Below are 26467 nucleotides of genomic sequence, written 5' to 3' on the forward strand. Positions count from 1 at the left end.
TATAGTTTTGATGTGATGGCCTTAGGTCAGGCGAATGCGATTAATCTTGGTATTAATTATCGTAAGCAAACGACTTAATATAAAAAAAGCAGCCCTAAACAGGGCTGTTTTTTTAGCGTGCCGGCTGCTGTTCGGCAGGGCGCTGAGGTTTCTTTAGTGTGAATGAGAGAAGGAAGCCGACAAGTGCTATGACGGCAGCCACAATAAAAGCGGCGTTCATGCCGTGCAGGGCGGCGTGCTTTACATTTGTCGTGCCTGCATGTGCCGCCTGGTTGCTCATCACGGAAACCAATAGCGCGGTTCCGATCGAGCCGCCGACTTGGCGAATCGTGTTGTTCATCGCCGTTCCATGCGGAATCAGGTGGCGCGGCAGCGCATTGATGCCGGCTGTTGTCACCGGCATCATGATCATGGCGGTGCCTAAGAGACGAACGGTGTATAAAACGACAATCCAAGCGAGTGACGTATGATCAGTCAGCTGCATAAACGGCAGTGATGTCAGGAAGATGATGCAGAAACCGGCAATCGCCAGCCCTCTTCCGCCGACACGGTCAAAAACTCTGCCGATAATCGGCGACATGAAGCCCATCACAACGGCTCCCGGCAGAAGCATAAGCCCTGTATCAAAAGCTGTGACGTTTCTGACGTTTTGTGTATAAAGCGGCAGGATGGTTTCCGTACCGATCAATAATGCAAAGACAAGGGTTCCCAGCAGTGTTGTTAAGCTGAAAACGCCAAACGTGAAGACGCGGAATTCCAGCATCGGTTTTTCAAGCTTCATTTGTCTTGTGATAAATAAGAGCAGCGCGATGACACCCACCAGCAGTGAAATCAAGACGGTTGAACTGGTCCAGCCGTAAGAGCCGACGCTTGAGAAGCCGTACAGAAGGCCGCCGAATCCAAATGTTGAAAGGATCACTGATAAAATATCAATCTGTGTTTTTCTTAAAGTCGTCACGTTTTTCATCAGAATGCTGGCAAGAATCAAATCAATCACAGCAAACGGAAGAATAATATAAAACAATGATCTCCAAGAGAAAGCTTCGACAGCCCATCCGGAAAGAGTCGGTCCGATCGCAGGCGCGAATGAGATGACCAATCCAACCATACCCATAGCCTGGCCGCGCTTTTCAATCGGAAAGATTGTCAGGAATACAGTCTGCATGAGCGGCATCATAATGCCGGCTCCGGCCGCTTGAATGATACGAGCCGTCAGCAGAACCGGGAAGTTCGGCGCGAATGCCCCGACAATCGTTCCGGCGGTGAAAATGCTCATTGCTGTGATGAGCAGCGCCCGGCTTGTGAATTTCTCAATTAAAAACGCAGTGATCGGAATTAAGATCCCGTTGGTTAACATAAATGACGTGGTCAGCCACTGTGCTTGGTTGGCATCGACATTGAAATCCCTCATGATATGGGGGAGGGCGGTAATCAACAATGTTTGATTTAAAATCGCCACAAACGCTCCGGCTAACAAAATGCCGACAATGACAGAACGGTTAAAAGGTTTCGGTTCAATACTTGTGTCCAATACATATCCCTTCTTTTCTCTAAGTAATTAACAGTGTTTTTAACATGGAAACGGGCTGTGTTAAAACACCGGTTTGTTCCAGATAGCCAATCAGTGATTTGAGTAAAAAAGCGCGGGGTTCTTCCTTCTTCGCTTCTTCCTCCAGCATGGCGGCTGCGGATGTCAGTTCATCTACGTTATAGTCCGCGGCAGGCAGGGAAGAGATGCCTTTATGTAATTCCTTCAGGCTTTCCGATAATAGGACTGACTTATCCTTTGGCTTGTAGGAGGATGCCGAATGAATATAAAGATCGATGGCTTCGGGCGGGAGAAGAGACTGATGGGTTTCCCTGTTTTTGACAATCTGATTGAGGGTGCTGATGATAAACGCTGCGATCGGGTCAAGCTCAAGCGGTTTTTCCTCGATTTTGATCAGCATTAAAAACTCACGCATCATGCCGTGAAGAATGATGACCAAATCCCACACAAACGGGAGAATGGTTTCTCCATACGCCTGGATCAGCGAATCACGGTGCCAGCAGATAATCGTCGATCTGGTCTGATGGATATGCTGTTTGACCCGGTCATTATGCAGCTTGGGATTTCCGTAGGTCAGCATATTGAAAAACTGCTGATTCCGCCTGAAGCCCTCCAGTTCCATTTTGACCTTTTGCGTCAAACGCTCCTCCGGTGTAAGTGCGGTATTTTCCTGAAGTCTTGAGGCCGCGGCCACCATTTGCTTCTGGTTAAATGACAGCAGCTCCAAAAGCAGGTCTTCTTTAGATTGAAACAGCTTATATATCGAAGCTTTTGACATCTTACATTCTTCTGCGATCGCCTGCATGGAAACCGACGTAAAATCCTTTTCCGAAAAAAGCTTTCGCGCGGCTAACAAGATATCTGTTTTTTTATCAAGCATCTCATGGCTTCCTTCTTTCTTGAACATTAGAAAACCCATTGGTTCACAGAAAACCAATGAGTAACAATGAAAAAATTTTACCAAATAAACAAAATAGAAGTCAATGGATTTTAACCGGGTAAATGAAAGGCCTGCCGGAAAATCCGACAGGCCGGGTGAAGGCTTATTTTTCAACCTTAAATCCTTGTTTTTCAAGCATTTCACGGATATGCGGATAGTACAGGCGCTCATAGTAGGAAGCGATGCTCTGTGACCAGTTTCTTGTTTCTTTTCCGTTTGTCCGTTTATTCATGTATTCAGACATCTGTTCGTCGTATGCCTGAATGTGAGACGTCAGCTCATCCTGGTTCAAATAAGTTTCCTGATGATTGACTGCTGCCTGCGGGAGGCGCGGTTTTTTCGCGGAACGGTCAGCAGGATGCCCAATGACAAGTCCTGATAAAGGGAACACGTATTTCGGAAGCTCAAGCAGTTCGATCAGCTCTTGAGGGTTTCCGCGAACCGCGCCGATCGGAACTGTGCCAAGTCCGAGTGACTCAGCCGCTGCTGTCGCTGTGCCGAGGGCAATACCAGCGTCTACTGCGCCGACAAGAACAGATTCCAATCCATTTGTGATTTCCATTTTGAAATCATGCAGATCTTCAAGCGCGATTTTGGCCCGGTTGAAATCTGCGCAGAACAGCAGGAAAACAGGGGCTTGATCGATCCATGGCTGGCCGCCTGCCAGCTCAGAGATTTTCTTTTTGCGCTCTTTATCCTGCACTGTGATCACAGTCACTTGCTGCCCGTTGATAGAAGAAGGGGCTGCTTGCACCGCTTCAATGATTTGGTCCAATTGCTCTTGAGCTACAGGTTCATCTGTGTAGCTGCGAATCGAGCGGTGGTCTGTTAATGATTTAATCACTTCATTCATATGAGACACCCTTTCTTTACTCGCTAAGCTCTGTGCGGACAACATCAAGAGGAGCGCTCAGCAGTTCTTTTGCTTTTGCGACAAACCCTTGGAAGTGTGCAGTTTCATTGTGGGATTTCATCGCTGCTTCACCTTTCCATTGTTCAAGCATGACAAATGTATTTTCTTCGCCTACTTTTTCAAATAGGTCGTACTGCGCGTTGCCTTCCTCAGCTCTTGAATGCTGAACAAGCGATTGCGCCTCGCTCAAAAATTCCTCGCGTTTTTCTGGTTTTACTTTCATGTAAGCTTGTAATACGATCATTCTAATCTCCTCCAATGTTATGCTGAATTTATTGTTCGAATTTCATCGAACTAACTGTACCATGTATTATACATGAGGTAAAGGAAAAACCCTTAATTAGTAAAATTGTCATTCTAATTGTTGTGTGATACATTTGTGTCATGAACATTCCAAACCATCCAGAAACAGAAACATTGCAGCTGACAAAGGTTCTTCATGCACTTAGCGATCCGCTTCGTTTAGAGCTGGTCAAGCAATTAGCTGAAGCGAAAGAAAAAACGTGCAGCACCTGTGCGGATGTGCAGGTTGCTAAATCGACTTTGTCGCATCACTTTAAAGTTTTGAGAGAATCAGGCATCGCGCAAGTTCGGATAGAAGGAAAGCGCCGGTATTACTCGCTTCGCGCTGAAGACCTTGAAAAGGCATTTCCGGGCCTGCTTGAAGCCGTGCTGAATGTAGACCAGGACCGCTGGTGAATCAATCCCCTGTAACGGGGATTTTTTTATGTCCGTAAACAGCTTTGAAAAGCCGCTGCACACCCTCCTGAATATCCTCTTCCTTCAGCCGGGCAAAGCCAATAATGAGTGCTGGCCTGCCTGTTTGCCGCTGGTTTTTCTTCAAGTTAAACCGGCTCATACCGAATATTTCAAGCTGCAGGCCGGCGGCATGTGAGAGGATGTCTTGTTCGGTGCGGCTGGTATCAAATTCGGTAACAAAGTGCAGCCCCGCATTTGCTCCTTTAACGGTAACTGCTCCGCAGAACCCTGCTTCTAAAGCGGTGATCAGGCGTTCTCTCTTTTCTTTATAATGCTGCTTCATTTTTTTTATATGCTTCTGATATTCGCCAGACTCGATAAATTCCTGCAGGGTGAGCTGCGTCAGTGACGAGCAAGTCTGCAGATCATAGCCCCGCTGTTTGTATGTCCTCAACAGCTCAGGCGGCAACACCATATAGCTGATCCTCAAGCCGGGGAGAAGGGACTTCGAAAACGTTCCCATATAGATGACATTTTGAAAACGATCTAAGCTTTGCAGTGCCGGTATACTGTCTACATCATATGTAAATTCACTATCATAATCGTCCTCAATGATGTATCGGCGCGGCTTCCCGGCTGCCCAGTTCAGCAGCTGAATTCTTCTGGATACAGGCATAATCGTTCCGGACGGAAACTGATGCGACGGGGTCGTCACCAGCACATCAGGCTGCTGTCTGGTGATTTCAGCAATCGACATGCCTTTTTCATCCAGCATGATCGTTTTTACTTGTTTTCCGGCATTCCTCAAAAGCTGGTACATGCGCCTGTAGCCAGGCTCCTCCATCGCATACACGGCTTCCTTGGGCAAAAGCTCAGTCAACAGCTGCATGAGCACCTGTGTGCCTGCCCCTATGATTATTTGTTCCGGCCTGCATTTTACACCCCGCGTCAGAGAAATGAGCCTGGTAATGGCCGCTCTCACTTCATATATCCCTTGCGGATGCGACATCTCGCCGAGCGTGCGGTATGAGCGGGAGGCCGCTTTTTGCTCGCAGCGAAACCAGCTTTTGATCGGAAAATGGTCTGTATCGGAGCTCATGTGTGAAAACGAAATCCAATCGCTCTGATCAATGTGTATCTCTTTTAGGTCATCGGGCAGTGCATATGGAGTATGCTCCTCGGCGGAAAACATGTCTAGCTCCTCCACGAAGAAACCCTTTCGCTCAATGGCGTACAAATACCCCTCAGCCAGCAGCTGCTGATAGGCTGAATTCACTGAATTTACGCTGACCTTCAGATTTTCAGCCAGCTCCCGCTTGGAGGGAACCTTCGAGTGTGGCAGCAAATTGTGGCTGAGGATTTCTTTTTTCAGCTTTTGATAAATTTGCTGATAGATATAATCAGCTTGTTCTGAACGATCGAGTGTAATCGTGATATCCATTTGCAGATTCTCCTTCTGATACCATCCAAAAGTTATAATTGGTACTTTTCATCATACCAAAGAGAAGTCAGAATGATAAGAAAATAACGACAGGGGGATATTCACATGAGTCAAACAACAGCAAGCATCACAACTGCACAATGGCAGCAAAAACGAGATCAATTTGTGTCAAAAGGTGTGAGCAACGGCAACCGCAGTCTGGCGGTCAAAGGAGAAGGGGCTGAGCTGTATGATCTGGACGGCCGGAGATTTATTGATTTTGCAGGCGCCATCGGAACGTTAAACGTCGGACACTCGCATCCGAAGGTGGTTGAGGCTGTGAAGCGGCAGGCGGAGGAGCTGATTCATCCAGGCTTCAATGTCATGATGTATCCGTCTTATATCGAATTAGCCGAAAAACTGTGCGGCATTGCACCGGGCGGCCACGAGAAAAAAGCGATTTTTCTTAACTCAGGGGCGGAAGCGGTCGAAAACGCTGTGAAAATCGCTAGAAAGTATACAAAACGTCAAGGGGTTGTCTCGTTTACCCGCGGGTTTCACGGGCGTACGAATATGACGATGAGCATGACAAGCAAGGTAAAACCTTATAAATTCGGTTTCGGGCCTTTTGCGTCAGAGGTTTATCAAGCGCCGTTCCCTTACTATTATCAGAAGCCGGCCGGCATGACTGATGAAAGCTATGACGACATGATGATCCAAGCGTTCAATGATTTCTTTATCGCTTCCGTTGCGCCTGAAACGGTAGCGTGTGTCGTGATGGAGCCGGTGCAGGGAGAAGGCGGATTTATTATTCCTTCGAAACGCTTTGTGCAGCATGTTGCTTCATTCTGCAAAGAACATGGCATTGTTTTTGTTGCTGATGAAATTCAAACCGGCTTTGCCAGAACTGGCACTTATTTTGCGATTGAGCATTTTGAAGTAGTGCCTGACCTGATCACGGTGTCTAAATCGCTTGCGGCAGGCCTGCCATTAAGCGGTGTGATCGGCCGTGCGGAAATGCTAGATGCGGCAGCGCCAGGCGAGCTAGGGGGCACGTATGCCGGCAGCCCGCTCGGCTGCGCGGCGGCTTTGGCTGTCTTGGATATTATTGAAGAAGAAGGGCTGAATGAGCGATCTGAAGAAATTGGCAAAACCATTGAAGGCAAGGCGTATGAGTGGAAACAAGAATTCCCGTTCATCGGTGACATCCGCAGACTCGGGGCGATGGCGGCAATCGAAATCGTCAAGGATCCTGACACGCGTGAGCCTGATAAAGCAAAAGCAGCAGCGATTGCTGCCTATGCGAATCAAAATGGATTACTTTTGCTGACAGCGGGAATTAACGGTAATATCATCCGCTTTTTGACACCGCTTGTCATCTCAGACAGCCTTTTAAATGAAGGGCTAAGCATCCTGGAGGCGGGCCTGCGAGCTTAATCATTGGAAAGAAAACGGCTGGGTCTGCTATCATTTTAAGTAATCATGAAAAGAAAGGAATGTTCAATATGCCTAATCAATTAACGGTCTACAACCCGGCTACGGGCGAGGAGATCAAAACGATCCCTCAGCAATCAGCCAAAGAAGTAGAAGAAGCCATTGAACGTTCACATCAAGCGTTTAAAACGTGGTCTAAAACATCAGCGAACGAAAGAGCGTCTCTTTTGAAAAAATGGTATGAGCTGATTGTTGAACATAAAGAAGAACTTGCAGATTTAATTACAAAGGAAAACGGAAAACCCTATCAGGAAGCAGTCGGAGAGGTATTATACGGCGCAGGCTACATCGAATGGTTCGCAGAGGAAGCGAAGCGTGTGTACGGAAGAACGGTCCCCGCTCCGACAACGGGTAAACGAATTGTGGTCACACGCCAGCCTGTCGGTCCCGTTGCTGCTATCACGCCTTGGAATTTTCCGAATGCGATGATTACACGCAAAGCGGCGCCTGCTCTTGCTGCGGGCTGTACATTTATCATCAAGCCGGCGCCGGACACACCGCTGTCTGCCTATGAACTGGCGCGCCTCGCATATGAAGCGGGCATTCCGAAGGATGTTCTTCAGGTTGTGATCGGCGATGGAGAAGAAATCGGAAATGTGTTCACAAGCAGTCCGAAAATCCGCAAAATCACGTTCACAGGATCAACACCTGTAGGGAAAATCCTTATGAAAAACAGCGCGGACACCGTGAAGCACGTCTCAATGGAACTCGGCGGACACGCCCCGCTGATCGTAGATGAAGATGCGGACATTGACCTTGCCGTTGAACAGGCGATGGCGTCCAAATACCGAAACGCCGGGCAAACCTGCGTATGTGCCAACCGCCTGATCGTTCATGAATCCATTAAAGATGAATTTGCTGCGAAACTGAGCGAGCAAGTGTCTAAGCTGAAAGTCGGAAATGGACTTGAGGAAGGCGTCAATGTCGGCCCGATTATCAACAAACGAGGCTTCGAAAAAATCGTCAGCCAAATTGATGATGCGGTTGAAAAAGGCGCGAAAGTGATTGCTGGGGGCACATATGACCGAAACGATGACAAAGGTTGCTACTTTGTGAATCCGACAGTGCTTACCGATGTTGATACGTCCATGAATATCATGCATGAGGAAACGTTCGGCCCAGTCGCTCCGATCGTCACGTTTTCTGATATTGATGAAGCGATTCAGCTTGCCAACGATACACCGTACGGCTTAGCTGCTTACTTCTTCACAGAAAACTACCGCCGCGGCATCTATATTTCCGAAAATCTAGAGTATGGCATTATCGGCTGGAATGACGGCGGACCATCAGCGGTTCAAGCGCCATTCGGCGGAATGAAAGAAAGCGGCATCGGCCGTGAAGGCGGTTCGGAAGGCATCGAGCCGTACCTTGAAACAAAATATTTGTCCATCGGTTTGTAAATGAATGCAAGCTCCTGAGAGCTGCCGGATTTTCCGGCAGCTCTTTTTGTGTTCCGGCGAATAATCACAACAATTCCAGCCAAAATAACAGCAAATACATTTTGAAAGAAGGTTCCCCAACAATGGATTTATTATTGGCTCTTCTCCCAGCTTTGTTTTGGGGGAGCATTGTTCTCTTCAATGTGAAATTAGGCGGCGGGCCGTACAGCCAGACACTGGGAACGACGATCGGGGCGCTCATTGTTTCTATCGTTATTTACTTTTTTGTTCAGCCCGTTCTGTCACTTCGCATCTTTATTGTTGGAATCGTATCCGGCTTATTTTGGTCACTTGGACAGGCCAACCAGCTGAAAAGCATTCAATTGATGGGCGTATCTAAAACAATGCCGATTTCCACAGGAATGCAGCTCGTTTCCACCTCGCTGTTCGGTGTGATCGTGTTCCGCGAATGGTCAACACCGATTGCGATTACACTTGGCGTTCTCGCTTTGATCTTTATCATTGTGGGAATCATTCTCACGTCCTTGGAAGATAAGAATGATAAAAAAGAAGGCGAGCCAAGCAATCTGAAAAAGGGCATTTTGATTCTCCTCGTCTCGACTCTTGGTTATTTGGTTTATGTAGTCGTAGCTAGATTGTTCAATGTGTCCGGCTGGTCCGCGCTGCTGCCGCAGGCAATTGGCATGGTGGTCGGGGGGTTAGTTTTAACCTATAGACACAAACCCTTTAACAAGTATGCAATCAGAAATATCCTCCCAGGCTTAATCTGGGCAGGCGGAAATATGTTTTTGTTTATTTCCCAGCCGCGAGTTGGCGTTGCAACGAGCTTCTCCCTTTCACAAATGGGAATTGTCATTTCTACGCTCGGGGGTATTTTCATCCTGCGTGAAAAGAAAACGAAACGCCAGCTAATAGCAATTGCAATCGGGATTATCCTGATTATCGCGGCCGCCGTCTTCTTGGGAATCGCGAAATCAAATTCATAACAAATGGAGGAAGATGTATATGTATCCGGATTTAAAAGGAAAAGTCGTTGCCATTACAGGAGCTGCATCAGGGCTAGGAAAGGCAATGGCCATCCGCTTCGGCAAGGAGCAGGCAAAAGTGGTTATCAACTATTATAGTAATAAACAGGATCCAAACGAGGTAAAAGAAGAGGTCATCAAGGCGGGCGGTGAAGCTGTTGTCGTCCAAGGAGATGTCACGAAAGAGGAAGATGTAAAAAATATCGTACAAACGGCAATTAAAGAGTTCGGCACACTCGATATTATGATTAATAATGCCGGGCTTGAAAATCCTGTGCCGTCTCACGAAATGCCGCTTAAGGATTGGGAAAAAGTCATCGGCACGAACTTAACGGGTGCCTTTTTAGGAAGCCGTGAAGCGATTAAGTACTTCGTGGAAAACGATATCAAGGGAAATGTCATCAATATGTCCAGTGTGCATGAGATGATTCCGTGGCCGCTATTTGTCCACTATGCAGCTAGTAAAGGCGGAATTAAGCTGATGTCTGAAACGTTGGCTTTGGAATACGCGCCGAAGGGCATTCGCGTCAACAATATCGGGCCAGGTGCGATCAACACGCCAATCAATGCTGAAAAATTCGCTGACCCTAAACAGAAAGCGGATGTAGAAAGCATGATTCCGATGGGATATATCGGCGAACCGGAGGAAATCGCAGCAGTAGCGGTGTGGCTTGCTTCGAAGGAATCCAGCTACGTCACAGGCATTACGCTGTTTGCAGACGGCGGAATGACGAAATATCCTTCCTTCCAGGCAGGCCGCGGTTAAACATAAAAAGCGACCCAGACATGACATCTGGATCGCTTTTTTTATTAGGCGCGTTTTTTCTTAACAAGCGCTGCTACAGATAAAATAATGGCAGCCGCGGACAGCACAATCGCTGTAATGTCTAGAGCTGAAGAACCTGCGTTTGCGGAATCATCTTCTGTTTTCGTGGCGCCGTGCTCATCTGTCACTTGTTTTGCAGAAGTGATCTTTGTAATGGAGTGAGGTGTATCGGCATTCTCGTCACCTGTCCATTCAACAATGCTGCCGTCTTTATAATATTGATATGCGTCCCAAGCGGCTTCCTCCGCTTTGTCAGGGTTTTTGGCAACAAAGGTAAACTGCTGGAACTGACCTTCCTGAATGCCGCCGCCAGTCGCTTCCCACGTCACAGACACTGATTTGTCATCATGTTTTTGGGTGGAAACCTTCCAGCCTGGAATTGGCTCGTACTGCTGGAATTCAACATCCTTCGGCATTTTGAGGACAACCTTCGTTGTCGGCAGATTTTTCTCGGAAGGAACCTTCATTGTATATGTTTCCCAAGAGCCTGCAGCGGATTCAGCCGGTTTTACAGAAACGTGCGCGCTGGCAGGAGCCGTAAAGAATAAGAGAGAGCCGACAATAGCCGGACATAGTGTCAATGCGATTTTTTTCAACAACGTAAACACTCCTTTAATTGGTCTTTGTAAACATGATATTGATTTCGTTAAAGTCACCGGTCAGTCCGTGGACTTTGATCTTCCAGTTTCCCTTCTCATTAATGGACAGGTTTTCATCCTGGAAGACGCCTTTTGTTTTCTCTTTTAATTGAAACGTGCTTTTGTTTTCGCTGCCTGACAGCCCTGTTTTATAAATGGTTAACGTGATTTGCTGAATGTTTTTCACCGGATCTCCGTTATGGTCGGTGACTCGCAGCTCAAAAACATTTTTCCCGGGCTGGTTTGGGCTGATGCTGAGTGAAACGCTTTGTCCGTTCTCAATCGCTTTGGTTTGGTAGAACGGTTCCGGCTGCGGCTTAGGCGGGCTTGGCAGGCTTGTAAACACGGCAGCCGTGATCAATACAGCAATGCCGATTGCCCACTCCGCTTTCAACGTTCGGCTGATTCCTGTGCGGCGCTGCTTTCTGGTGAGAAGAAAATGAATCGCGCCTAAAACCAGCATGAAAACAAACAGCCCGCTTTTCACTAAAAGAGCTTGACCGTACGCTGTATGGAACAGTGAATCCATTGAACGAATGATGAAAAACCCATTGAGCAAGCCTGAAAACAAAATGACGCCGACTGCAGTGAGTGCCCATGGGGAGAACCGGCTTACCGTTTCCCATGCGAGCGTTTTGTCAGGCTGCCTCCATTCTTTTGAGAGCAGCAAAACGAGTGCCGCAATTCCGCCGACCCAGATGGAAGCGGAAGATAAATGAAGGAAATCCATCAAAATGCCCACTGTTTTTTCTTCCACGACAGCCGCATGCCCTGTAAACGCCTTGGCAAGCAGGAGACCGAAAAAGAAAATGAGCGGCGCAGTCCAATAGCCAAAGGACGAAAAGCGGTTTTTCCGTATTGCAGGGATTACAGACAGTGCGAGCAGCACGAACAGTGCGGCCTGTATAATCCAAATAGAGCCGCCTGCTGTCTCAAACAGTGTTTCTCTGATGTAGCCCGGCTGGAATGCGCTGCCCCAGCCACCGCCTGCGTTCGCTTTTGTTTGAATCGGAAGCTGAAGCAAAAGCGCCAGACCCAGTGCTGCGATCGAGACGATCAGGATACGTCTCGTCCGTTTCACGAGCTGTTCTGGTTTCCCTTTATACCAGAAAAGATGGAAGAAAACCGTTCCGATAAACAGAGATAAGGCTGTATACAGAATCGCGCGATCTGCGGCTGTTCCCGGATTCAGCGCTGAAACGGATGCTTTTTGGCTGCTGAATCCGCCATCCGCTTTCCCGATACTGAACGGAATGACGCCGGAAACCGGATGCCCGTCCGCGGATACCGCATTCCATTCCGCTCTGTACACATCATGAGGCAGATTCTTTTTTAGCTTCACTGTCATGATGTGATTGTTGTCTTTTTTGATTTCCGTCTTGTCCATATCCACCCGGTCGCCGTTTGAATTATAGACTTTAATGTAATGAAACCCTTCTTCAACAGGTTCATTAAATTCAATCTCCACCTGTGCAGGCGCGCTTTTTAATTCGCTGTTTTCCCCAGGTGAGGATTTGACAATATAGGCGTGAGCAAAGCTTGTTTTCGGCAGGAAAACAAGAAAAAGCAGCAGGATGATCCACCATCTGTTTCGCTTCATCACTCAGACACCACCTTCCGCTGTATGTGTTGTGTTATTTCTTGGTGCAGGTGCAGCGTTTCTTTCTGTCTTTGAGCATGTCTTCCAGCGCTTGGTCGAAAGTACGGACGGCGCCGCCGAATCCTTTTTGAAATCGTTCGGCATGATCGAGCGTCGCAAACGGAATGGCCTGCGGCTGGCAGCAGTGCAGGTTTAATTCAGCATTTACGACGAAATAAGCCGAACCGGCACTGACGGTTGTGTGTAACAGAAAATCTCTGCAAATCAAGTGTGAAACCTCTTCCGTTTTATCGGCGTAACGCAAAAATGCACAATGTGCGCAGCATAGCTGTTCAATGTCTTGGTTTACCGTAATCAGCTGAACCGAATGAGCTTGATTGACTGGCTTCAAGCAATAGCTGCACATATGATCTGTTTGAGGTGTTCGGACGGGAAGCGTGATACCGCCGGCTGTTTTGATGACTTGATTTGACTGAACCAGCTGATTGACATCTCTATATACCGTCATTTCCGAAACGCCGAACCTTGCGCTGATGTCAGAAATTCTAAGCGAGCCTTCTTCTTTCAGCCACTTTAGTATGTGTTGCTGTCTATTAATCGGAAGCATGCATACACCCTCTTCATTAAGATCTATTTAAGCGTAGAGGATTTTAGAGACGGAGACAAGTAAGTGGATGATAAAAAATGTGAAAATGTGTTGAACAGCAACAAAACGTAACAGAAGGGACTCTGGTATAATAGACAGATGGAATAGAAAGTGAGGAATACCCTATGAAAGAAACAACATGCCCGAACTGCGGCAAACCTTTGACAGGCGATATGGTCAGATCATCAAATGTGCCTTGTCAATTTCGCTGCGGCCACTGCCGGGAACGGCTTTATGAATATAAAGTTTCAGCTCCGATTATGCTGGTATCATTAGCGGCTATCGTGCTGCTTATTTATCTTTTGATGCTCCTCCGCAATGCGGCAGGCTCAGTGCTGCCAGCTGTACAGCACGTGCCGATGGCTGTATTTGCGCTTGTATGCGCGTATCCCGTTTTTATTGTGAGTGAGCGGATGATTGCAAAGTACGTGATTCAAAACGGCAACATTATTTATAGAGGAAAAAGAAAAGGCTCCTGATATCAGGAGCCTTTTTATTTTTAAAAAATTGTCACAGTCATGTGCCAAAGTCCTCTTTACTTTCAATTGTATAGGGGCTGTAAGCGTTTTAACATAGAGTCAAAGGGAAGGCATCATTCTCTAAACATATCTTTGTATTTTATAGCGACAAACAAAACAGGGAGGGTTTATATATGCAGCAGCAAGAACAGCAGCAAGGCGGCATGAAAGTGAAAGTGCAGCGCTTTGGGAGTTATTTGAGCGGAATGATCATGCCGAACATCGGCGCGTTTATCGCGTGGGGCATCATTACCGCGTTGTTTATTCCGGCAGGATGGTTTCCAAATGAACAGCTGAATACGCTTGTCAGCCCGATGATCACGTATTTACTGCCGCTTTTGATAGCGTATACAGGCGGAAAAATGATTTACGACCACCGCGGCGGAGTGGTCGGGGCGACAGCGGCAATCGGGGTGATTGTCGGGTCAGATATTCCAATGTTTCTAGGCGCAATGATTATGGGTCCGCTTGGCGGATACCTCATTAAACAAACTGATAAATTGTTCAAGGATAAAGTCAGACAAGGCTTTGAAATGCTGATCAACAACTTTACGGCAGGGATTGTCGGCGCGGCTTTAACGATTCTCGCGTTTTACGCCATCGGCCCGGTTGTCCTGACACTAAACAAATTGCTGGCGGCTGGTGTGGAAGTCATTGTACACGCGAATTTACTGCCGGTAGCCAGTGTTTTTGTAGAACCGGCGAAAGTGTTGTTCCTCAACAACGCCATTAACCATGGAATCTTAAGCCCGATTGGAATCGAGCAAGCATCTCAAACAGGAAAGTCCATTTTGTTTTTAGTGGAAGCAAACCCAGGACCGGGGCTCGGCATTTTGCTGGCGTACATGTTCTTCGGTAAGGGATCTTCAAAATCAACGGCTCCCGGTGCGGCGATCATCCATTTCTTCGGCGGGATTCACGAGATTTATTTCCCGTACATTTTGATGAAACCGGCCCTGATTCTCGCGGCCATTGCCGGCGGAGCAAGCGGACTTTTAACATTCACGATCTTTAATGCCGGACTTGTCGCAGCGGCGTCACCGGGAAGCATTATCGCATTGATGGCGATGACGCCAAGAGGAGGCTATTTCGGCGTATTGGCGGGTGTATTGGTCGCTGCAGCTGTATCGTTCATCGTTTCAGCAGTGATCCTGAAATCCTCAAAAGCAAGTGAAGAAGACCTGGCTGCCGCAACAGAAAAAATGCAGTCCATGAAGGGGAAGAAAAGCCAAGCAGCCGCTGCTTTAGAGGCGGAACAAACCAAAGCGGAGGAAGCGTCTGAGCTGTCTCCTGAAAGCGTAAACAAAATTATCTTTGCGTGTGATGCGGGAATGGGATCAAGTGCCATGGGGGCATCCATCTTAAGAAACAAAGTTAAAAAAGCAGAGCTTGACATCAGTGTGACCAACACGGCCATTAACAATCTGCCAAGCGATGCGGATATTGTCATCACCCACAAAGATTTAACAGACCGCGCGAAAGCAAAGCTGCCGAACGCGACACACATACCAGTGGATAACTTCTTAAACAGCCCGAAATACGATGAGCTGATTGAAAAGCTGAAAAAGTAATCTTATAGAAAGAGAGTGATACTCATGCAAGTACTCGCAAAGGAAAATATTAAACTCAATCAAACGGTATCATCAAAAGAAGAGGCCATCAAATTGGCAGGCCAGACGCTGATTGACAACGGCTATGTGACAGAGGATTACATTAGCAAAATGTTTGAACGTGAAGAAACGTCTTCTACGTTTATGGGGAATTTCATTGCCATTCCACACGGCACTGAAGAAGCGAAAAGCGAGGTGCTTCACTCTGGAATCTCAATCATTCAGATTCCAGACGGTGTTGAGTACGGAGAAGGCAACACGGCAAAAGTGGTATTCGGCATTGCGGGTAAAAATAATGAGCATTTAGACATTTTGTCTAACATCGCCATTATCTGCTCAGAAGAAGAAAACATTGAACGCCTGATCTCCGCTAAAAGTGAAGAAGATTTGATCGCCATTTTCAACGAGGTGAACTGACATGATCGCCTTACATTTCGGTGCGGGGAATATCGGGAGAGGGTTTATCGGCGCGCTGCTTCACCACTCCGGCTATGATGTGGTGTTTGCGGATGTAAACGATACGATGGTCAGCCTCCTCAATGAAAAAAAAGAATACACAGTCGAACTGGCAGAAGAGGGACGTTCATCAGAGGTCATTGGCCCGGTCAGCGCGATTAACAGCGGCAGCCAGCCGGAGGAGCTGTACCGGCTGATTAATGAGGCTTCACTCATCACAACAGCTGTCGGCCCGAACGTGCTGAAGCTGATCGCTCCGTCTATCGCAGAAGGTTTAAGACGGAGAAGCGCTGCCAACACACTGAATATTATTGCGTGCGAAAATATGATTGGCGGAAGCAGCTTCTTAAAGAAAGAGATATACAGCCATTTAACGGAAGCAGAGCAGAAATCCGTCAGTGAAACGGTAGGTTTCCCGAATTCTGCCGTTGACCGGATCGTCCCGATTCAGCATCATGAAGACCCGCTGAAAGTATCGGTTGAACCATTTTTCGAATGGGTCATTGATGAATCAGGCTTTAAAGGGAATACACCAGTCATAAACGGCGCGCTGTTTGTTGATGATTTAACGCCGTACATCGAACGGAAGCTGTTTACGGTTAATACCGGACATGCGGTGACAGCGTATGTCGGCTATCAGCGAGGACTTAAAACAGTCAAAGAAGCAATCGATCATCCGGAAATCCGCCGTGTCGTTCATTCGGCGCTGCTTGAAACTGGTGACTATCTCGTTAAATCGTATGGCTTTAAGCAAACTGAACACGAACAATATATCAAAAAAATCATCGGGCGCTTTGAAAATCCTTTCATTTCGGACGATGTGACCCGCGTAGCGAGATCGCCTCTCAGAAAATTGGGAGAGAATGATAGACTCGTAGGCCCGGCAAAGAAAATAAAAGAGCCGAACGCACTGGCGGAAGGAATTGCCGCAGCCCTGCGCTTCGATTTCACCGGTGACCCTGAAGCGGTTGAACTGCAGGCGCTGATCGAAGAAAAAGGATACAGCGGCGTACTTCAAGTGGTGTGCGGCATTCAGTCCCATGAACCGCTGCACGCCATTGTTTTAAAGAAACTCAATCAATAACCAACCACCACCCGTGACACAATGTCACGGGCTTTTTTTACAATCTCGCTATCTAGTATAATAGAAAACGCTTACGATAACAGGGGGAGGAGAATGACGATGAAACAATTCGAGATTGCGGCAATACCGGGAGACGGAGTAGGAAAAGAGGTTGTAGCGGCTGCTGAAAAAGTGCTTCATACAGCGGCTGAGATGCACGGGGGTTTGTCATTCTCATTCACGGCTTTTCCATGGAGCTGTGATTATTACTTGGAGCACGGCAAAATGATGCCCGAAGATGGAATACATACGCTTACTCAATTTGAAGCCGTTTTCTTGGGAGCCGTCGGAAATCCGAAGCTGGTTCCCGATCATATTTCGTTATGGGGGCTGCTGCTGAAAATACGGAGGGAGCTTGAGCTTTCCATTAATATGAGACCAGCCAAACAAATGGCGGGCATTACGTCGCCGCTTTTGCATCCAAATGATTTTGACCTCGTGGTGATTCGCGAGAACAGTGAGGGTGAATACAGTGAAGTCGGCGGGCGCATTCATAAAGGCGATGATGAAATCGCCATCCAGAATGCCGTGTTTACAAGAAAAGCGACAGAACGTGTCATGCGCTTTGCCTTCGAATTGGCGAAAAAACGGCGCGGCCATGTGACAAGTGCGACAAAGTCTAACGGCATTTATCACGCGATGCCGTTTTGGGATGAAGTCTTTCAGCAGACGGCCGCTGAGTATAGCGGAATTGAAACGTCATCCCAGCATATTGATGCGCTGGCCGCTTTTTTTGTGACGCGTCCGGAAACGTTTGATGTTATTGTGGCGAGTAACTTGTTCGGTGATATTTTAACCGACATCAGCTCGAGCCTGATGGGAAGCATCGGCATTGCGCCTTCTGCGAACATCAATCCATCCGGCAAATATCCATCCATGTTTGAACCGGTTCACGGCTCAGCTCCTGACATTGCCGGACAGGGCCTTGCCAATCCAATCGGCCAGATTTGGACAGCGAAGCTGATGCTGGACCACTTCGAGGAGGAAGAACTGGGGGCGAACATTCTGGATGTAATGGAGCAAGTAACGGCCGACGGCATCAAAACACGCGACATTGGGGGGCAAAGCACAACGGCTGAGGTCACTGATGAAATCTGTGCGCGTTTAAGAAAGCTCTGATGAAACAGGCCGGGGAAGTTGGCTGCCCCGGCCTGTCCATTTCCTTACGAAAATTTCCACAAAAGTCTAACCAAGCTGATCCAAATGCTGTATAATAATTTGGAATTCTTAGGAAAGCACTGGGTGAAGGAAGTTGAATGCAAAAACAATCACGTTAAAGAAAAAAATAAAAATCAAATGGATCGTTGTACTCAGTATCGTTGTAATAGCAGCTCTCATTTTTACGATTAGATTGGTGTTTTTCAAGCCCTTTCTCGTTGAAGGCCAATCGATGGCCCCAACGCTTAAAGATTCAGAAAGAATTCTGGTTGACAAAGCAGTCAAATGGACTGGCGGGTTTCATAGAGGCGACATCATAGTCATTCATGACAAAATGAGCGGCCGCTCTTTTGTCAAACGTTTAATCGGTTTGCCTGGTGACAGCATCAAAATGAAGAATGATCAGCTATACATAAATGATAAAAAGGTGGAAGAACCGTACTTAAAGGAACAGAAACAAGAGGTCGAAAAGTCGGGTGGAACCTTAACAGGCGACTTCGAAGTTGAGGTGCCATCCGGTAAATATTTTGTAATGGGAGATAACCGTCTCAATTCATTGGATAGCAGAAATGGAATGGGCATGCCTTCTGAGGAAGATATCATCGGTACTGAATCTCTCGTCTTTTATCCATTCGGTGAGATGAGACAGGCAAAATAAAACGCAATGCAAAAAGTACATGGAACGTATGACGGCACTGATAAAAAAGCGCCGTGCACGTTTAAAAAAATGATGATGAAGCAGGGCGGAGACGTTTTTCCGCCCCGTTTTTTATGATGGAAAGCGTTTTGAAGAAAAGGGCCCTCTCGAAATAAACAGAATCAGGATTGGCGAAGCCGTGAAGCGCATCAAATTGATAAATCTTCAGATGGGCATGCTGTTTCTCCCGAAGTTTTTTGATCAGAAGCGCCACGTCAAACGATGGCTCATAAGAAGGGAAAAACAATAGGACCGGGCAGGCTGGCACGTGATGAAGAGAATCACGTATCCGGGAACCATAATAACAAACAGCTCCGCTAACCTCGGGCATACTGCTGCATTTCCATGCGATGGTAGCCCCTACGCTGAATCCAATCACAAAGATGTGCCGTCCGGCGTTTTGCCTGATCACATTCTGGATGATGGTTTCTCCCGTTTTCAGCCGTTCATTTTTTGTAAATTGTTCGTATGCCGTTTTTTCCTCTAGCAGTGTGTAGACTTCTTCCGGTTCGAGCAAGTTGGGCGTCAGCACGTCATATCCAGCCATGTTGATCAGCCGGGCCATCTTTTTCATATGGCTGTTTACACCGTATATTTCGTGGACAAGAATGACAAGCGGTTTTGGGGACATAACGGCCTCCTTTTGTGTTTTTTCCATTATATCCTATCGTTACGCTTTAGGCTGATATATAATGGTCAAAAAAAGGAGATATACAATGAACCCATTATCTTTGCCTCACCGCTATCCTTTTTTATTTATTGATGGCGTGACAGAAAGTGAGCCCGGAAAACATGCGGCAGCTTATAAGCTGGTTAGTGAGAACGACTGGTTTATTACTGAGACGCAAACAGAAATGCCGTTTTCACTTGTGATTGAAGCGCTAGCGCAAACTGCTGCTTTTACAGGGATTACAGATGAGAACAGCTTGGGGTTATTGTCTTCGGTGAAGAAAGCGGAAAAGCTGGGAGCGGCTGTGCCTGGTGACCGGCTTGATCTTACGTTTGAAGTCACGCGAAATCGGCGGGGATTTGTGTTCGGACATGCCAAGGCGTCAGTAGGAGAGCAGCCTGTTGCTGAAGCTGAAATCGGCATCTATATTGAAAAATGAAAAAAACCCTTCACAACATTTTGTGAGGGGTTCTATTTTGTGTCGTAATCCCGTTCGCTTTGAGAGTCATCTCTTTGCTGGCGTTTGTGTTTTTCATCATTCATATTTTCCTTCAGCTCTTCATTAGGAATTGGATCGGTTAAGTCGTTGTGCTCGGGATTTTCATTTGGTTTGTTTTGCTGTTTTCTTTCTTTCATGTTTGATCACCTCACCGTTTGTTTTCCTCTTATCCGTTCACCTTAAACATGGGAAATCGCTTTTTTGTCCCGCTGGGTATAATGTATTAGAATAGAGAGAAGCACAACAAAAAGATAAAGAGAGGTACATATATGTCTGTTCAAAGAGAAGATGTAGATATCAGGCTGATCGCAATTGATATGGATGGAACATTGCTGAACGACGAGCAGCTGATCTCGGATGAAAACCGCAAAGCCATTCGTGAAGCGGAGGATAAAGGTGTGTATGTGGTAATCAGCACGGGCCGGACGCTGATGACGTGCCGGGAGCTGGCGGAGTCGCTGAAGCTGTCATCCTTTCTAATCACGGCAAACGGCAGCGAAATCTGGGACTCGAATTTTAATTTGGTGGAACGGAAGCTGCTCCATACAGACCATATTCAAATGATGTGGGATTTGCGGAATAAACACAACACCAATTTCTGGGCTTCTACCGTGAACAAAGTATGGAGAGGCGAGTTTCCGGAAAACATTACGGATCATGAATGGCTCAAATTCGGCTTTGACATCGAGGATGACGACATCCGAAACGAAGTGCTGGAGGAGCTGAAAAAAAACAAAGAGCTCGAAATCACAAATTCAAGTCCGACAAACATTGAAGTCAACGCGCTCGGCATCAACAAAGCGGCAGCCCTTGCCAAGGTTACGGAAAAACTCGGCTTTGCGATGGAGAATGTGATGGCGATGGGCGACAGCCTCAATGACATCGCGATGATTAAAGAAGCGGGTCTGGGCGTCGCAATGGGCAATGCGCAAGACATCGTGAAAGAAACGGCTGATTGGATCACGGATACAAATATTGAGGATGGTGTCGCTAAGGCGATTCGCCATTGGGTACTATAAAAAAGAGAGTCCTAAGACGGACTCTCTTTTTTGTTTGGCAGGTTTTCTTCTGGGACCATGGTAGGTTTTCTGACAAAAGTATTTCACAAACTAATATGCTTGACTTATAATGAAATAAAGTTCAAAAATTCGGAATAGTCGTTCCGAATTTCGGGACAATAAATACATAAAGCATATCGTTTGCTTTGGCAGGAGGGATTCTGTGTTTCAAATTGATTTAAACTGTGATTTAGGAGAAAGCTTCGGAGCCTACAAGATAGGCCTTGACCAAGATATTTTAGAGTATGTGACATCAGCGAATATCGCATGCGGATTTCATGCTGGAGATCCTAGTGTGATGCGAAAAACCGTCACGCTTGCAGCAGAAAGAGGTGTGAAAATCGGCGCGCATCCGGGCTTGCCGGATTTACTCGGTTTTGGGCGCCGCAATATGGCGATTTCACCTGAGGAAGCGTATGATCTTGTCATTTATCAAATTGGCGCGCTCTCTGGCTTTCTAAAAGCAGAGGGACTTCACATGCAGCACGTCAAGCCGCATGGCGCTTTATACAATATGGCGGCAGTCGATCAAAAACTGTCGGATGCGATCGCGAAAGCTGTCTATAAGGTTGATCCCGGCCTGATTCTTTTCGGTCTTGCTGAGAGCGAGCTTGTAAAAGCGGGAGAACGGATCGGACTTCAGACCGCAAATGAAGTGTTCGCCGACAGAACATACCAATCGGACGGCACGCTGACACCGCGCTCCCAACCGGACGCACTCATTGAAAGTGATGATGCCGCCGTCACCCAGGTCATCAAAATGGTGAAAGAAGGGGCGGTCAAATCTCAGCAAGGACATGATGTGTCATTAAAAGCAGATACAGTCTGTATTCATGGAGATGGAGCCCATGCGCTGACATTTGCCCGAAAAATCAGAAAAGAGCTTAAGGCGGCAGGAATTGAAGTGACAGCTATTTCAGAACAGAAGTCGACATAAAGGAGGAACAATAGATGGAGCAGGAGAAAAAAACAGCAGGAAAAAAAGCGGGCAGCTGGTCATTGCTGATGGGCGCCGCCTTTTTAATGGCAACCTCAGCAATCGGACCGGGTTTCCTCACCCAAACTGCAACTTTCACAAACACACTCGCGGCAAGCTTCGGTTTTGTCATCTTAATCTCTATTATTTTAGATATTTTTGCCCAAACCAATGTGTGGCGCATCATCGCAGTTTCTGGAAAACGCGGTCAGGAAATTGCGAATATGGTGCTTCCGGGACTGGGGTATTTCATCGCCATTCTCGTCGTACTTGGCGGGCTTGCCTTTAATATTGGGAATATCGGAGGTGCCGGGCTGGGGCTTCAGGTGCTGTTCGGCATTAAACCGGAAACAGGCGCATTGATCAGCGCTGTTATCGCCATTTTGATTTTTGTCATTAAAGAAGCGGGAAAAGCGATGGACCGTTTTACGCAAATTGCGGGCTTTGCCATGATCATCCTAACGCTGTATGTCGCAATCACGTCTGCACCGCCAGTCGGACATGCTGTGGCGAACACGTTTGCCCCTGAACACATCAGTATTTTTGCTATTGTTACGCTGGTGGGCGGAACTGTCGGCGGATATATCACATTTGCCGGTGGACACCGTTTGCTGGATGCGGGCATTAAAGGGAAGGAATCCATTCCCCAAGTAACAAAAAGCTCGGTTGTCGGCATTTTAATTACCTCTGTCATGCGGATCGCTCTTTTCCTTGCGGTGCTTGGCGTTGTTTCAAAAGGCCTGCATATCGATGAAAGCAACCCTGCGGCTTCAGTCTTCAAGCTTGCTGCTGGAAATGTCGGTTATAAAATTTTCGGATTGATCATGTGGTCTGCGGCCATTACATCTGTGATTGGAGCAGCTTATACATCTGTTTCGTTTTTCAAAACCTTTTCTCCAAAAATTGAAAAGAATTCACGCGGCATTATTATCGGATTTATTGTGATTTCTACGTTAGCTTTTGTCACAATCGGACAGCCTGCGAAGATCCTCGTCCTTGTCGGATCGCTGAACGGCTTGATTTTGCCGATTGCACTCGGAACGCTGCTTGTTGCCGCCTACAAGAAAAACATTGTTGGTGATTATAAGCATCCGCTATGGCTGACAAGCACAGGGGCGCTTGTAGTGATTGTAATGGCAGTTATGGGAATCTACACGTTATGTACACAACTTCCTCAATTGTGGAGCTGATATAAGTGGAGCAATTAAACAAAATGGCGCCAAAAGATGTACGCGCCCTGATACGAGAGGGAAAAATAAACGGGCCGACCGCAGGCATGTCCGGCGGATATGCCCAAGCGAATCTTGTGGTTTTGAAGAAAGACCTTGCTTTTGATTTCCTGCTGTTTTGCCAGCGAAATCAAAAGCCCTGTCCTGTGCTCGATGTGACTGAAACGGGTTCGCCTGTGCCGTCTCTGGCTGCGCCGGATGCTGATATCAGAACGGACTTTCCGAAATACCGTATTTACAGGCACGGTATCTTAACGGAAGAAGTATCTGATATTACGCCATACTGGGAGGACGATTTTGTCGGCTTTCTGATCGGATGCAGCTTCTCCTTTGAACAGGCACTGATCAACAATGGGATAGCGGTCCGGCATATTGATGAGGGGACAAATGTCCCGATGTATCAAACGAATATCGATTGTGTTCCGGCGGGGGCGTTTCACGGACGGATGGTTGTCAGCATGAGACCGGTTCCTGAACGGCTGGCTGTACGTGCCGCGCAAGTGACCTCGCGTTTTCCGGCTGTGCACGGAGGGCCGATCCATATCGGCAATCCGGGAGCAATCGGCATTCGCAATCTGGACAAACCGGATTTCGGAGATGCCGTTTCCATTCGTGAAGGCGAGGTTCCTGTTTTTTGGGCATGCGGAGTGACACCGCAAGCCGTGGCTATGAATGTAAAACCTGAAATGGTCATCACACATGCGCCGGGGCATATGCTCATCACAGATATTCGAGACGAGTCGCTTGCGGTGCTGTAACCTCTCGTCATCCTGATGAACGAGAATTAAAAGAGGTGAGAAAGATGACTGTACGATATCAAATCGAACAGCTCGGTGATTCTGCAATGATGATCCGATTCGGAGAAGAAATCAACGAACAGGTCAACGGCATTGTCCATGCCGCGGCCGCTTATATAGAAGAACAGCCATTTCCGGGATTCATTGAATGTATCCCGGCTTTTACAAGTCTAACCGTATTTTATGATATGTATGAAGTGTACAAGCATTTGCCTCGGGGTATAAGCTCACCTTTTGAGAAGGTCAAGCGCGATGTCGAAGAGCGGCTGGTAGAAATAGCTGAAGACTATGAGGTCAACCGCCGTATTGTGGAAATTCCCGTCTGCTATGGCGGTGAATTCGGTCCTGATTTAGAAGAGGTGGCGAAGATCAATCAGCTGTCACCGGAGGAAGTGATCGACATTCATACAAGCGGTGAATATGTGGTGTATATGCTCGGATTCGCGCCCGGTTTTCCTTTTCTAGGCGGGATGTCAAAACGCATTGCAGCTCCGCGAAAATCATCGCCAAGACCGTCGATTCCCGCAGGTTCGGTCGGTATTGCGGGATTGCAGACAGGTGTTTATCCGATTTCAACGCCGGGCGGCTGGCAGCTGATCGGCAAAACGCCGCTGGCGCTTTTCCGGCCGCAGGAAAATCCGCCGACATTACTGCGGGCGGGAGATACTGTGAAGTTCGTTCGCATCTCAGAAGAAGACTATCACGCCTATAAGGAGGAGTCCAATTGAGCATGAAAGTATTAAAGCCCGGACTGCTCACAACGGTTCAGGATATAGGCAGAACGGGTTACCAAAAATACGGCGTTCTGGCCAGCGGCGCCATGGACACGGTTTCACTGCGCATTGCCAATTTGCTGATCGGAAACGGCGAAAATGAAGCAGGTCTCGAAATAACGATGATGGGGCCGGGTCCGTCGTTTCATGTTGCAAAAACGACGCTGATTGCGGTGACAGGGGCGGACTTCACGCTGCGTATTAATGACGAGGAAGCGCCTTTATGGAAGCCTGTGCTCGTCAAGGAAAACAGCACGGTCAGCTTCGGCCCCTGCAAGCTCGGCAGCCGTGCTTATGTAGCCGTAGCCGGCGGCATCGATGTGCCTGCCGTCATGGAAAGTAAAAGCACATACGTCAGAGCAGGCATCGGCGGACTTCATGGCAGAGCGCTTCAAAAAGAAGATGAACTGTCTATTGGAGAGATGTCAGCTCTTTCGCAAACCATCCTTTCCCGTTTAAGTCCGCAGCTTGAAAAACAGGGATTTGCAGCACCGAAGTGGTCGGTCAGCCGCAGCAGATTTCTGCCGCTGAAGAAGAATCCCATCATTCGGGTGCTGGAAGGAAAGCAATTCGCCTTTTTCACAGAAGAATCAAAAACGCGTTTTTATGAAGAAGCATTTCGTGTCACGCCGCAATCCGACCGTATGGGCTACAGGCTCAAAGGAGAGCCGCTCGAACTGAAAGCCCCGCTTGAGATGGTGTCAGAAGCGGTTTCGTTTGGAACAGTTCAGGTGCCGCCTGACGGCAACCCGATTATCCTGCTTGCAGACCGGCAGACGACTGGCGGCTATCCGAGGATCGCGCACATCATATCCGCTGATCTTCCGATTGTTTCCCAAATCATGCCGGGCGAGCACGTCCAGTTTGAGCCTGTGTCCCTTCAGGAGGCAGAAGCGCTTGCGGTAGAACGGGAACAGCATATAAAAGAACTGAAAACGAGAATGAAGATGGAATGGCTGACATAGCAAAGGGGATGAATGATGCAGAATAAAAATAAAACCGTAGTCAAATCTATGGCGCTGCTCAATTTGTTTTTGCATAAACCAAGCCTAACCTTAAGTGAATTGGTGTCGCTGACTGAAATGCCGAAGACCTCTGTTCACCGGATGGTCAGCTCTTTGGTGGAAATGGGGTTCCTCAGTCGGGATGCGTCCGGCGCTTATTCGCTGGGATTGGTGTTTTTGGAATTCGGACAGCTTGTCGCTGACAGGCTGGATATCAGAAAAATAGCGAAACCCGTGATGGAAGAGCTGTGCCGGGAAGTGGACGAGGCTGTGCAGTTGATCATGAGGGACGGCAATGAAGCGATATACGTTGAGAAAATAGAAGGGACACAGACTGTGCGGCTGTATACGGCAATCGGCAGGCGTTCCCCACTGTATGCGGGAGCGTGCGCCAGAAGCATTCTGTCCTTTCTTCCCCGTGAAGAAATCGAAGCATACATCAAACAAACCGAGTTCATTTCGATTGGCTCCGGAACGATTACCGATCCCGAAAAACTGCTTCAGGAAATTGATGCCTCCGTGCAAAATGGCTATACTGTCAGCTATTCAGAGCTCGAAAACTATACGGCGGCGATCGGCGCCCCAATCTTTAACCATAAGCGCCAGGTGGCAGCCGGCATTAGCATCGCAGGCTTTGAAGCGAGATTTACAGAAGACAGGATGCCCTATTTAACAGAAAAGGTGAAGGACGCCGCTTTACAAATTTCAAGAAAAATAGGATATACATAAGTAGCCAATCTTTACTCTGC

29 protein-coding genes are annotated in these 26467 nt (G+C 47.6%); 19 read left to right on the top strand and 10 right to left on the bottom strand.

Annotation, left to right across the window (positions count from 1 at the left end; translation table 11 throughout):
* Window positions 1–112: 112 nt before the first annotated feature.
* The 4 genes from C1T29_RS02530 to C1T29_RS02545 form a co-directional block, all read right to left on the bottom strand.
* Entirely contained in the window at window positions 113–1531 is a 1419-nt protein-coding gene (locus C1T29_RS02530; protein ID WP_095432786.1) for an MDR family MFS transporter, read from the bottom strand.
* A gap of 19 nt (window positions 1532–1550) precedes the next feature.
* Window positions 1551–2429 carry a TetR/AcrR family transcriptional regulator gene (locus C1T29_RS02535; RefSeq protein WP_103749867.1) on the bottom strand — a complete coding sequence of 293 codons (879 nt, stop codon included), beginning with the start codon at window positions 2427–2429 and terminating at the stop codon, window positions 1551–1553.
* A 163-nt stretch (window positions 2430–2592) separates the two neighbouring features.
* A complete protein-coding gene (gene nfsA, locus C1T29_RS02540; RefSeq protein WP_014662779.1) occupies window positions 2593–3342 on the bottom strand; it encodes an oxygen-insensitive NADPH nitroreductase in 750 nt (249 codons plus the stop codon).
* A gap of 16 nt (window positions 3343–3358) precedes the next feature.
* Window positions 3359–3646, bottom strand: coding sequence for a putative quinol monooxygenase (locus tag C1T29_RS02545; RefSeq protein WP_014662780.1), 288 nt, complete (start codon window positions 3644–3646; stop codon window positions 3359–3361).
* Between the two features lie 140 nt (window positions 3647–3786).
* On the opposite strand from C1T29_RS02545, the gene C1T29_RS02550 reads away from it, so the two are divergent.
* Entirely contained in the window at window positions 3787–4101 is a 315-nt protein-coding gene (locus tag C1T29_RS02550; protein WP_003234476.1) for an ArsR/SmtB family transcription factor, read from the top strand.
* 1 nt (window position 4102) lies between these two features.
* Here C1T29_RS02550 and gabR read toward each other — a convergent pair whose 3' ends face one another.
* The gene (gene gabR / locus C1T29_RS02555) at window positions 4103–5542 is read right to left on the bottom strand and encodes a MocR-like transcriptional regulator GabR (protein WP_103749792.1); all 1440 of its coding nucleotides are present in this window, start codon (window positions 5540–5542) and stop codon (window positions 4103–4105) included.
* A 105-nt stretch (window positions 5543–5647) separates the two neighbouring features.
* Between gabR and gabT the strand changes: the two genes are divergently transcribed.
* The 4 genes from gabT (at window position 5648) to gdh (ending at window position 10206) form a co-directional block, all read left to right on the top strand.
* Window positions 5648–6958: a 4-aminobutyrate--2-oxoglutarate transaminase gene (gabT, locus tag C1T29_RS02560; protein ID WP_103749791.1), complete on the top strand. Its 1311-nt coding sequence runs from the start codon at window positions 5648–5650 to the stop codon at window positions 6956–6958.
* 68 nt (window positions 6959–7026) lie between these two features.
* Entirely contained in the window at window positions 7027–8415 is a 1389-nt protein-coding gene (gene gabD / locus C1T29_RS02565; protein ID WP_071581043.1) for a succinate-semialdehyde dehydrogenase, read from the top strand.
* Window positions 8416–8537: 122 nt separating this feature from the next.
* Window positions 8538–9401, top strand: coding sequence for a glucose uptake protein GlcU (gene glcU / locus C1T29_RS02570; RefSeq protein WP_014662784.1), 864 nt, complete (start codon window positions 8538–8540; stop codon window positions 9399–9401).
* A gap of 19 nt (window positions 9402–9420) precedes the next feature.
* Window positions 9421–10206: a glucose 1-dehydrogenase gene (gdh, locus tag C1T29_RS02575; RefSeq protein WP_103749790.1), complete on the top strand. Its 786-nt coding sequence runs from the start codon at window positions 9421–9423 to the stop codon at window positions 10204–10206.
* A gap of 44 nt (window positions 10207–10250) precedes the next feature.
* Here gdh and C1T29_RS02580 read toward each other — a convergent pair whose 3' ends face one another.
* Genes C1T29_RS02580 through ycnK form a run of 3 tightly spaced genes read right to left on the bottom strand, consistent with a single transcriptional unit; the run spans window position 10251 to window position 13111 of the window.
* The gene (locus tag C1T29_RS02580; RefSeq protein ID WP_103031563.1) at window positions 10251–10865 is read right to left on the bottom strand and encodes a YcnI family copper-binding membrane protein; all 615 of its coding nucleotides are present in this window, start codon (window positions 10863–10865) and stop codon (window positions 10251–10253) included.
* Window positions 10866–10878: 13 nt separating this feature from the next.
* Complete coding sequence (gene ycnJ / locus C1T29_RS02585; RefSeq protein WP_103749789.1) at window positions 10879–12504, bottom strand: copper transporter YcnJ; 1626 nt, start codon at window positions 12502–12504, stop codon at window positions 10879–10881.
* A gap of 34 nt (window positions 12505–12538) precedes the next feature.
* On the bottom strand, window positions 12539–13111 hold the full coding sequence (gene ycnK, locus C1T29_RS02590) for a copper uptake transcriptional regulator CutR (RefSeq protein ID WP_014662788.1): 573 nt from the start codon (window positions 13109–13111) through the stop codon (window positions 12539–12541).
* 164 nt (window positions 13112–13275) lie between these two features.
* Between ycnK and C1T29_RS02595 the strand changes: the two genes are divergently transcribed.
* The 6 genes from C1T29_RS02595 to sipU all read left to right on the top strand — a co-directional run bounded on the left by C1T29_RS02595 (window position 13276) and on the right by sipU (window position 18673).
* Window positions 13276–13629, top strand: a complete 354-nt coding sequence (locus C1T29_RS02595) for a hypothetical protein (RefSeq protein ID WP_103749788.1) — start codon at window positions 13276–13278, stop codon at window positions 13627–13629.
* 173 nt (window positions 13630–13802) lie between these two features.
* Entirely contained in the window at window positions 13803–15239 is a 1437-nt protein-coding gene (locus C1T29_RS02600) for a PTS mannitol transporter subunit IIBC (protein ID WP_103749787.1), read from the top strand.
* Window positions 15240–15263: 24 nt separating this feature from the next.
* On the top strand, window positions 15264–15695 hold the full coding sequence (locus tag C1T29_RS02605; RefSeq protein ID WP_003234440.1) for a PTS mannitol transporter subunit IIA: 432 nt from the start codon (window positions 15264–15266) through the stop codon (window positions 15693–15695).
* A gap of 1 nt (window position 15696) precedes the next feature.
* Window positions 15697–16818 (top strand): mannitol-1-phosphate 5-dehydrogenase, encoded by a 1122-nt coding sequence (locus C1T29_RS02610; protein WP_103749786.1) that lies wholly within the window; start codon window positions 15697–15699, stop codon window positions 16816–16818.
* 93 nt (window positions 16819–16911) lie between these two features.
* Complete coding sequence (locus tag C1T29_RS02615) at window positions 16912–17976, top strand: tartrate dehydrogenase (RefSeq protein WP_103749785.1); 1065 nt, start codon at window positions 16912–16914, stop codon at window positions 17974–17976.
* A 133-nt stretch (window positions 17977–18109) separates the two neighbouring features.
* Complete coding sequence (sipU, locus tag C1T29_RS02620) at window positions 18110–18673, top strand: signal peptidase I sipU (RefSeq protein WP_103749784.1); 564 nt, start codon at window positions 18110–18112, stop codon at window positions 18671–18673.
* A 61-nt stretch (window positions 18674–18734) separates the two neighbouring features.
* Here the strand turns inward: sipU and C1T29_RS02625 are convergent, their stop codons facing one another.
* Entirely contained in the window at window positions 18735–19343 is a 609-nt protein-coding gene (locus C1T29_RS02625; protein ID WP_103749783.1) for a dienelactone hydrolase family protein, read from the bottom strand.
* A gap of 85 nt (window positions 19344–19428) precedes the next feature.
* Here C1T29_RS02625 and C1T29_RS02630 point away from each other — a divergent pair, with 85 nt between their 5' ends.
* Window positions 19429–19821: a 3-hydroxyacyl-ACP dehydratase FabZ family protein gene (locus C1T29_RS02630; protein ID WP_095431757.1), complete on the top strand. Its 393-nt coding sequence runs from the start codon at window positions 19429–19431 to the stop codon at window positions 19819–19821.
* A gap of 32 nt (window positions 19822–19853) precedes the next feature.
* On the opposite strand, the gene C1T29_RS02635 is transcribed toward C1T29_RS02630, so the two are convergent.
* On the bottom strand, window positions 19854–20018 hold the full coding sequence (locus C1T29_RS02635) for a hypothetical protein (RefSeq protein ID WP_014662796.1): 165 nt from the start codon (window positions 20016–20018) through the stop codon (window positions 19854–19856).
* Window positions 20019–20150: 132 nt separating this feature from the next.
* Here C1T29_RS02635 and C1T29_RS02640 point away from each other — a divergent pair, with 132 nt between their 5' ends.
* From C1T29_RS02640 to C1T29_RS02670, 7 genes are all read left to right on the top strand, one after another.
* Window positions 20151–20900, top strand: a complete 750-nt coding sequence (locus C1T29_RS02640) for a Cof-type HAD-IIB family hydrolase (protein WP_103749782.1) — start codon at window positions 20151–20153, stop codon at window positions 20898–20900.
* A 202-nt stretch (window positions 20901–21102) separates the two neighbouring features.
* Complete coding sequence (gene pxpA, locus C1T29_RS02645; RefSeq protein ID WP_014662798.1) at window positions 21103–21876, top strand: 5-oxoprolinase subunit PpxA; 774 nt, start codon at window positions 21103–21105, stop codon at window positions 21874–21876.
* A gap of 14 nt (window positions 21877–21890) precedes the next feature.
* Entirely contained in the window at window positions 21891–23105 is a 1215-nt protein-coding gene (locus C1T29_RS02650; protein WP_014662799.1) for an NRAMP family divalent metal transporter, read from the top strand.
* 23 nt (window positions 23106–23128) lie between these two features.
* Complete coding sequence (locus C1T29_RS02655) at window positions 23129–23902, top strand: putative hydro-lyase (RefSeq protein ID WP_080478305.1); 774 nt, start codon at window positions 23129–23131, stop codon at window positions 23900–23902.
* A 44-nt stretch (window positions 23903–23946) separates the two neighbouring features.
* Window positions 23947–24669, top strand: a complete 723-nt coding sequence (gene pxpB / locus C1T29_RS02660) for a 5-oxoprolinase subunit PxpB (RefSeq protein ID WP_014662801.1) — start codon at window positions 23947–23949, stop codon at window positions 24667–24669.
* Between the two features lie 2 nt (window positions 24670–24671).
* A complete protein-coding gene (gene pxpC, locus C1T29_RS02665) occupies window positions 24672–25679 on the top strand; it encodes a 5-oxoprolinase subunit PxpC (RefSeq protein WP_103749866.1) in 1008 nt (335 codons plus the stop codon).
* Window positions 25680–25694: 15 nt separating this feature from the next.
* Window positions 25695–26447 (top strand): IclR family transcriptional regulator, encoded by a 753-nt coding sequence (locus C1T29_RS02670; protein WP_103749781.1) that lies wholly within the window; start codon window positions 25695–25697, stop codon window positions 26445–26447.
* The last annotated feature ends 20 nt before the right edge of the window (window positions 26448–26467 follow it).

The organism is Bacillus sp. MBGLi79 (assembly GCF_002953915.1).

Coding starts and splice junctions, on each gene's coding strand:
- C1T29_RS02535 (WP_103749867.1), bottom strand. CDS start 2,429: ATGCTTGATAAAAAAACAGATATCTTGTTAGCCGCGCGAAAGCTTTTT.
- C1T29_RS02545 (WP_014662780.1), bottom strand. CDS start 3,646: ATGATCGTATTACAAGCTTACATGAAAGTAAAACCAGAAAAACGCGAG.
- ycnJ (WP_103749789.1), bottom strand. CDS start 12,504: ATGAAGCGAAACAGATGGTGGATCATCCTGCTGCTTTTTCTTGTTTTC.
- C1T29_RS02595 (WP_103749788.1), top strand. CDS start 13,276: ATGAAAGAAACAACATGCCCGAACTGCGGCAAACCTTTGACAGGCGAT.
- gabD (WP_071581043.1), top strand. CDS start 7,027: ATGCCTAATCAATTAACGGTCTACAACCCGGCTACGGGCGAGGAGATC.
- C1T29_RS02615 (WP_103749785.1), top strand. CDS start 16,912: ATGACGATGAAACAATTCGAGATTGCGGCAATACCGGGAGACGGAGTA.
- ycnK (WP_014662788.1), bottom strand. CDS start 13,111: ATGCTTCCGATTAATAGACAGCAACACATACTAAAGTGGCTGAAAGAA.
- gabR (WP_103749792.1), bottom strand. CDS start 5,542: ATGGATATCACGATTACACTCGATCGTTCAGAACAAGCTGATTATATC.
- glcU (WP_014662784.1), top strand. CDS start 8,538: ATGGATTTATTATTGGCTCTTCTCCCAGCTTTGTTTTGGGGGAGCATT.
- gabT (WP_103749791.1), top strand. CDS start 5,648: ATGAGTCAAACAACAGCAAGCATCACAACTGCACAATGGCAGCAAAAA.
- C1T29_RS02640 (WP_103749782.1), top strand. CDS start 20,151: ATGTCTGTTCAAAGAGAAGATGTAGATATCAGGCTGATCGCAATTGAT.
- C1T29_RS02550 (WP_003234476.1), top strand. CDS start 3,787: ATGAACATTCCAAACCATCCAGAAACAGAAACATTGCAGCTGACAAAG.
- pxpC (WP_103749866.1), top strand. CDS start 24,672: ATGAAAGTATTAAAGCCCGGACTGCTCACAACGGTTCAGGATATAGGC.
- C1T29_RS02605 (WP_003234440.1), top strand. CDS start 15,264: ATGCAAGTACTCGCAAAGGAAAATATTAAACTCAATCAAACGGTATCA.
- C1T29_RS02655 (WP_080478305.1), top strand. CDS start 23,129: ATGGCGCCAAAAGATGTACGCGCCCTGATACGAGAGGGAAAAATAAAC.
- nfsA (WP_014662779.1), bottom strand. CDS start 3,342: ATGAATGAAGTGATTAAATCATTAACAGACCACCGCTCGATTCGCAGC.
- C1T29_RS02610 (WP_103749786.1), top strand. CDS start 15,697: ATGATCGCCTTACATTTCGGTGCGGGGAATATCGGGAGAGGGTTTATC.
- pxpB (WP_014662801.1), top strand. CDS start 23,947: ATGACTGTACGATATCAAATCGAACAGCTCGGTGATTCTGCAATGATG.
- C1T29_RS02650 (WP_014662799.1), top strand. CDS start 21,891: ATGGAGCAGGAGAAAAAAACAGCAGGAAAAAAAGCGGGCAGCTGGTCA.
- C1T29_RS02625 (WP_103749783.1), bottom strand. CDS start 19,343: ATGTCCCCAAAACCGCTTGTCATTCTTGTCCACGAAATATACGGTGTA.
- gdh (WP_103749790.1), top strand. CDS start 9,421: ATGTATCCGGATTTAAAAGGAAAAGTCGTTGCCATTACAGGAGCTGCA.
- C1T29_RS02600 (WP_103749787.1), top strand. CDS start 13,803: ATGCAGCAGCAAGAACAGCAGCAAGGCGGCATGAAAGTGAAAGTGCAG.
- C1T29_RS02670 (WP_103749781.1), top strand. CDS start 25,695: ATGCAGAATAAAAATAAAACCGTAGTCAAATCTATGGCGCTGCTCAAT.
- C1T29_RS02630 (WP_095431757.1), top strand. CDS start 19,429: ATGAACCCATTATCTTTGCCTCACCGCTATCCTTTTTTATTTATTGAT.
- C1T29_RS02635 (WP_014662796.1), bottom strand. CDS start 20,018: ATGAAAGAAAGAAAACAGCAAAACAAACCAAATGAAAATCCCGAGCAC.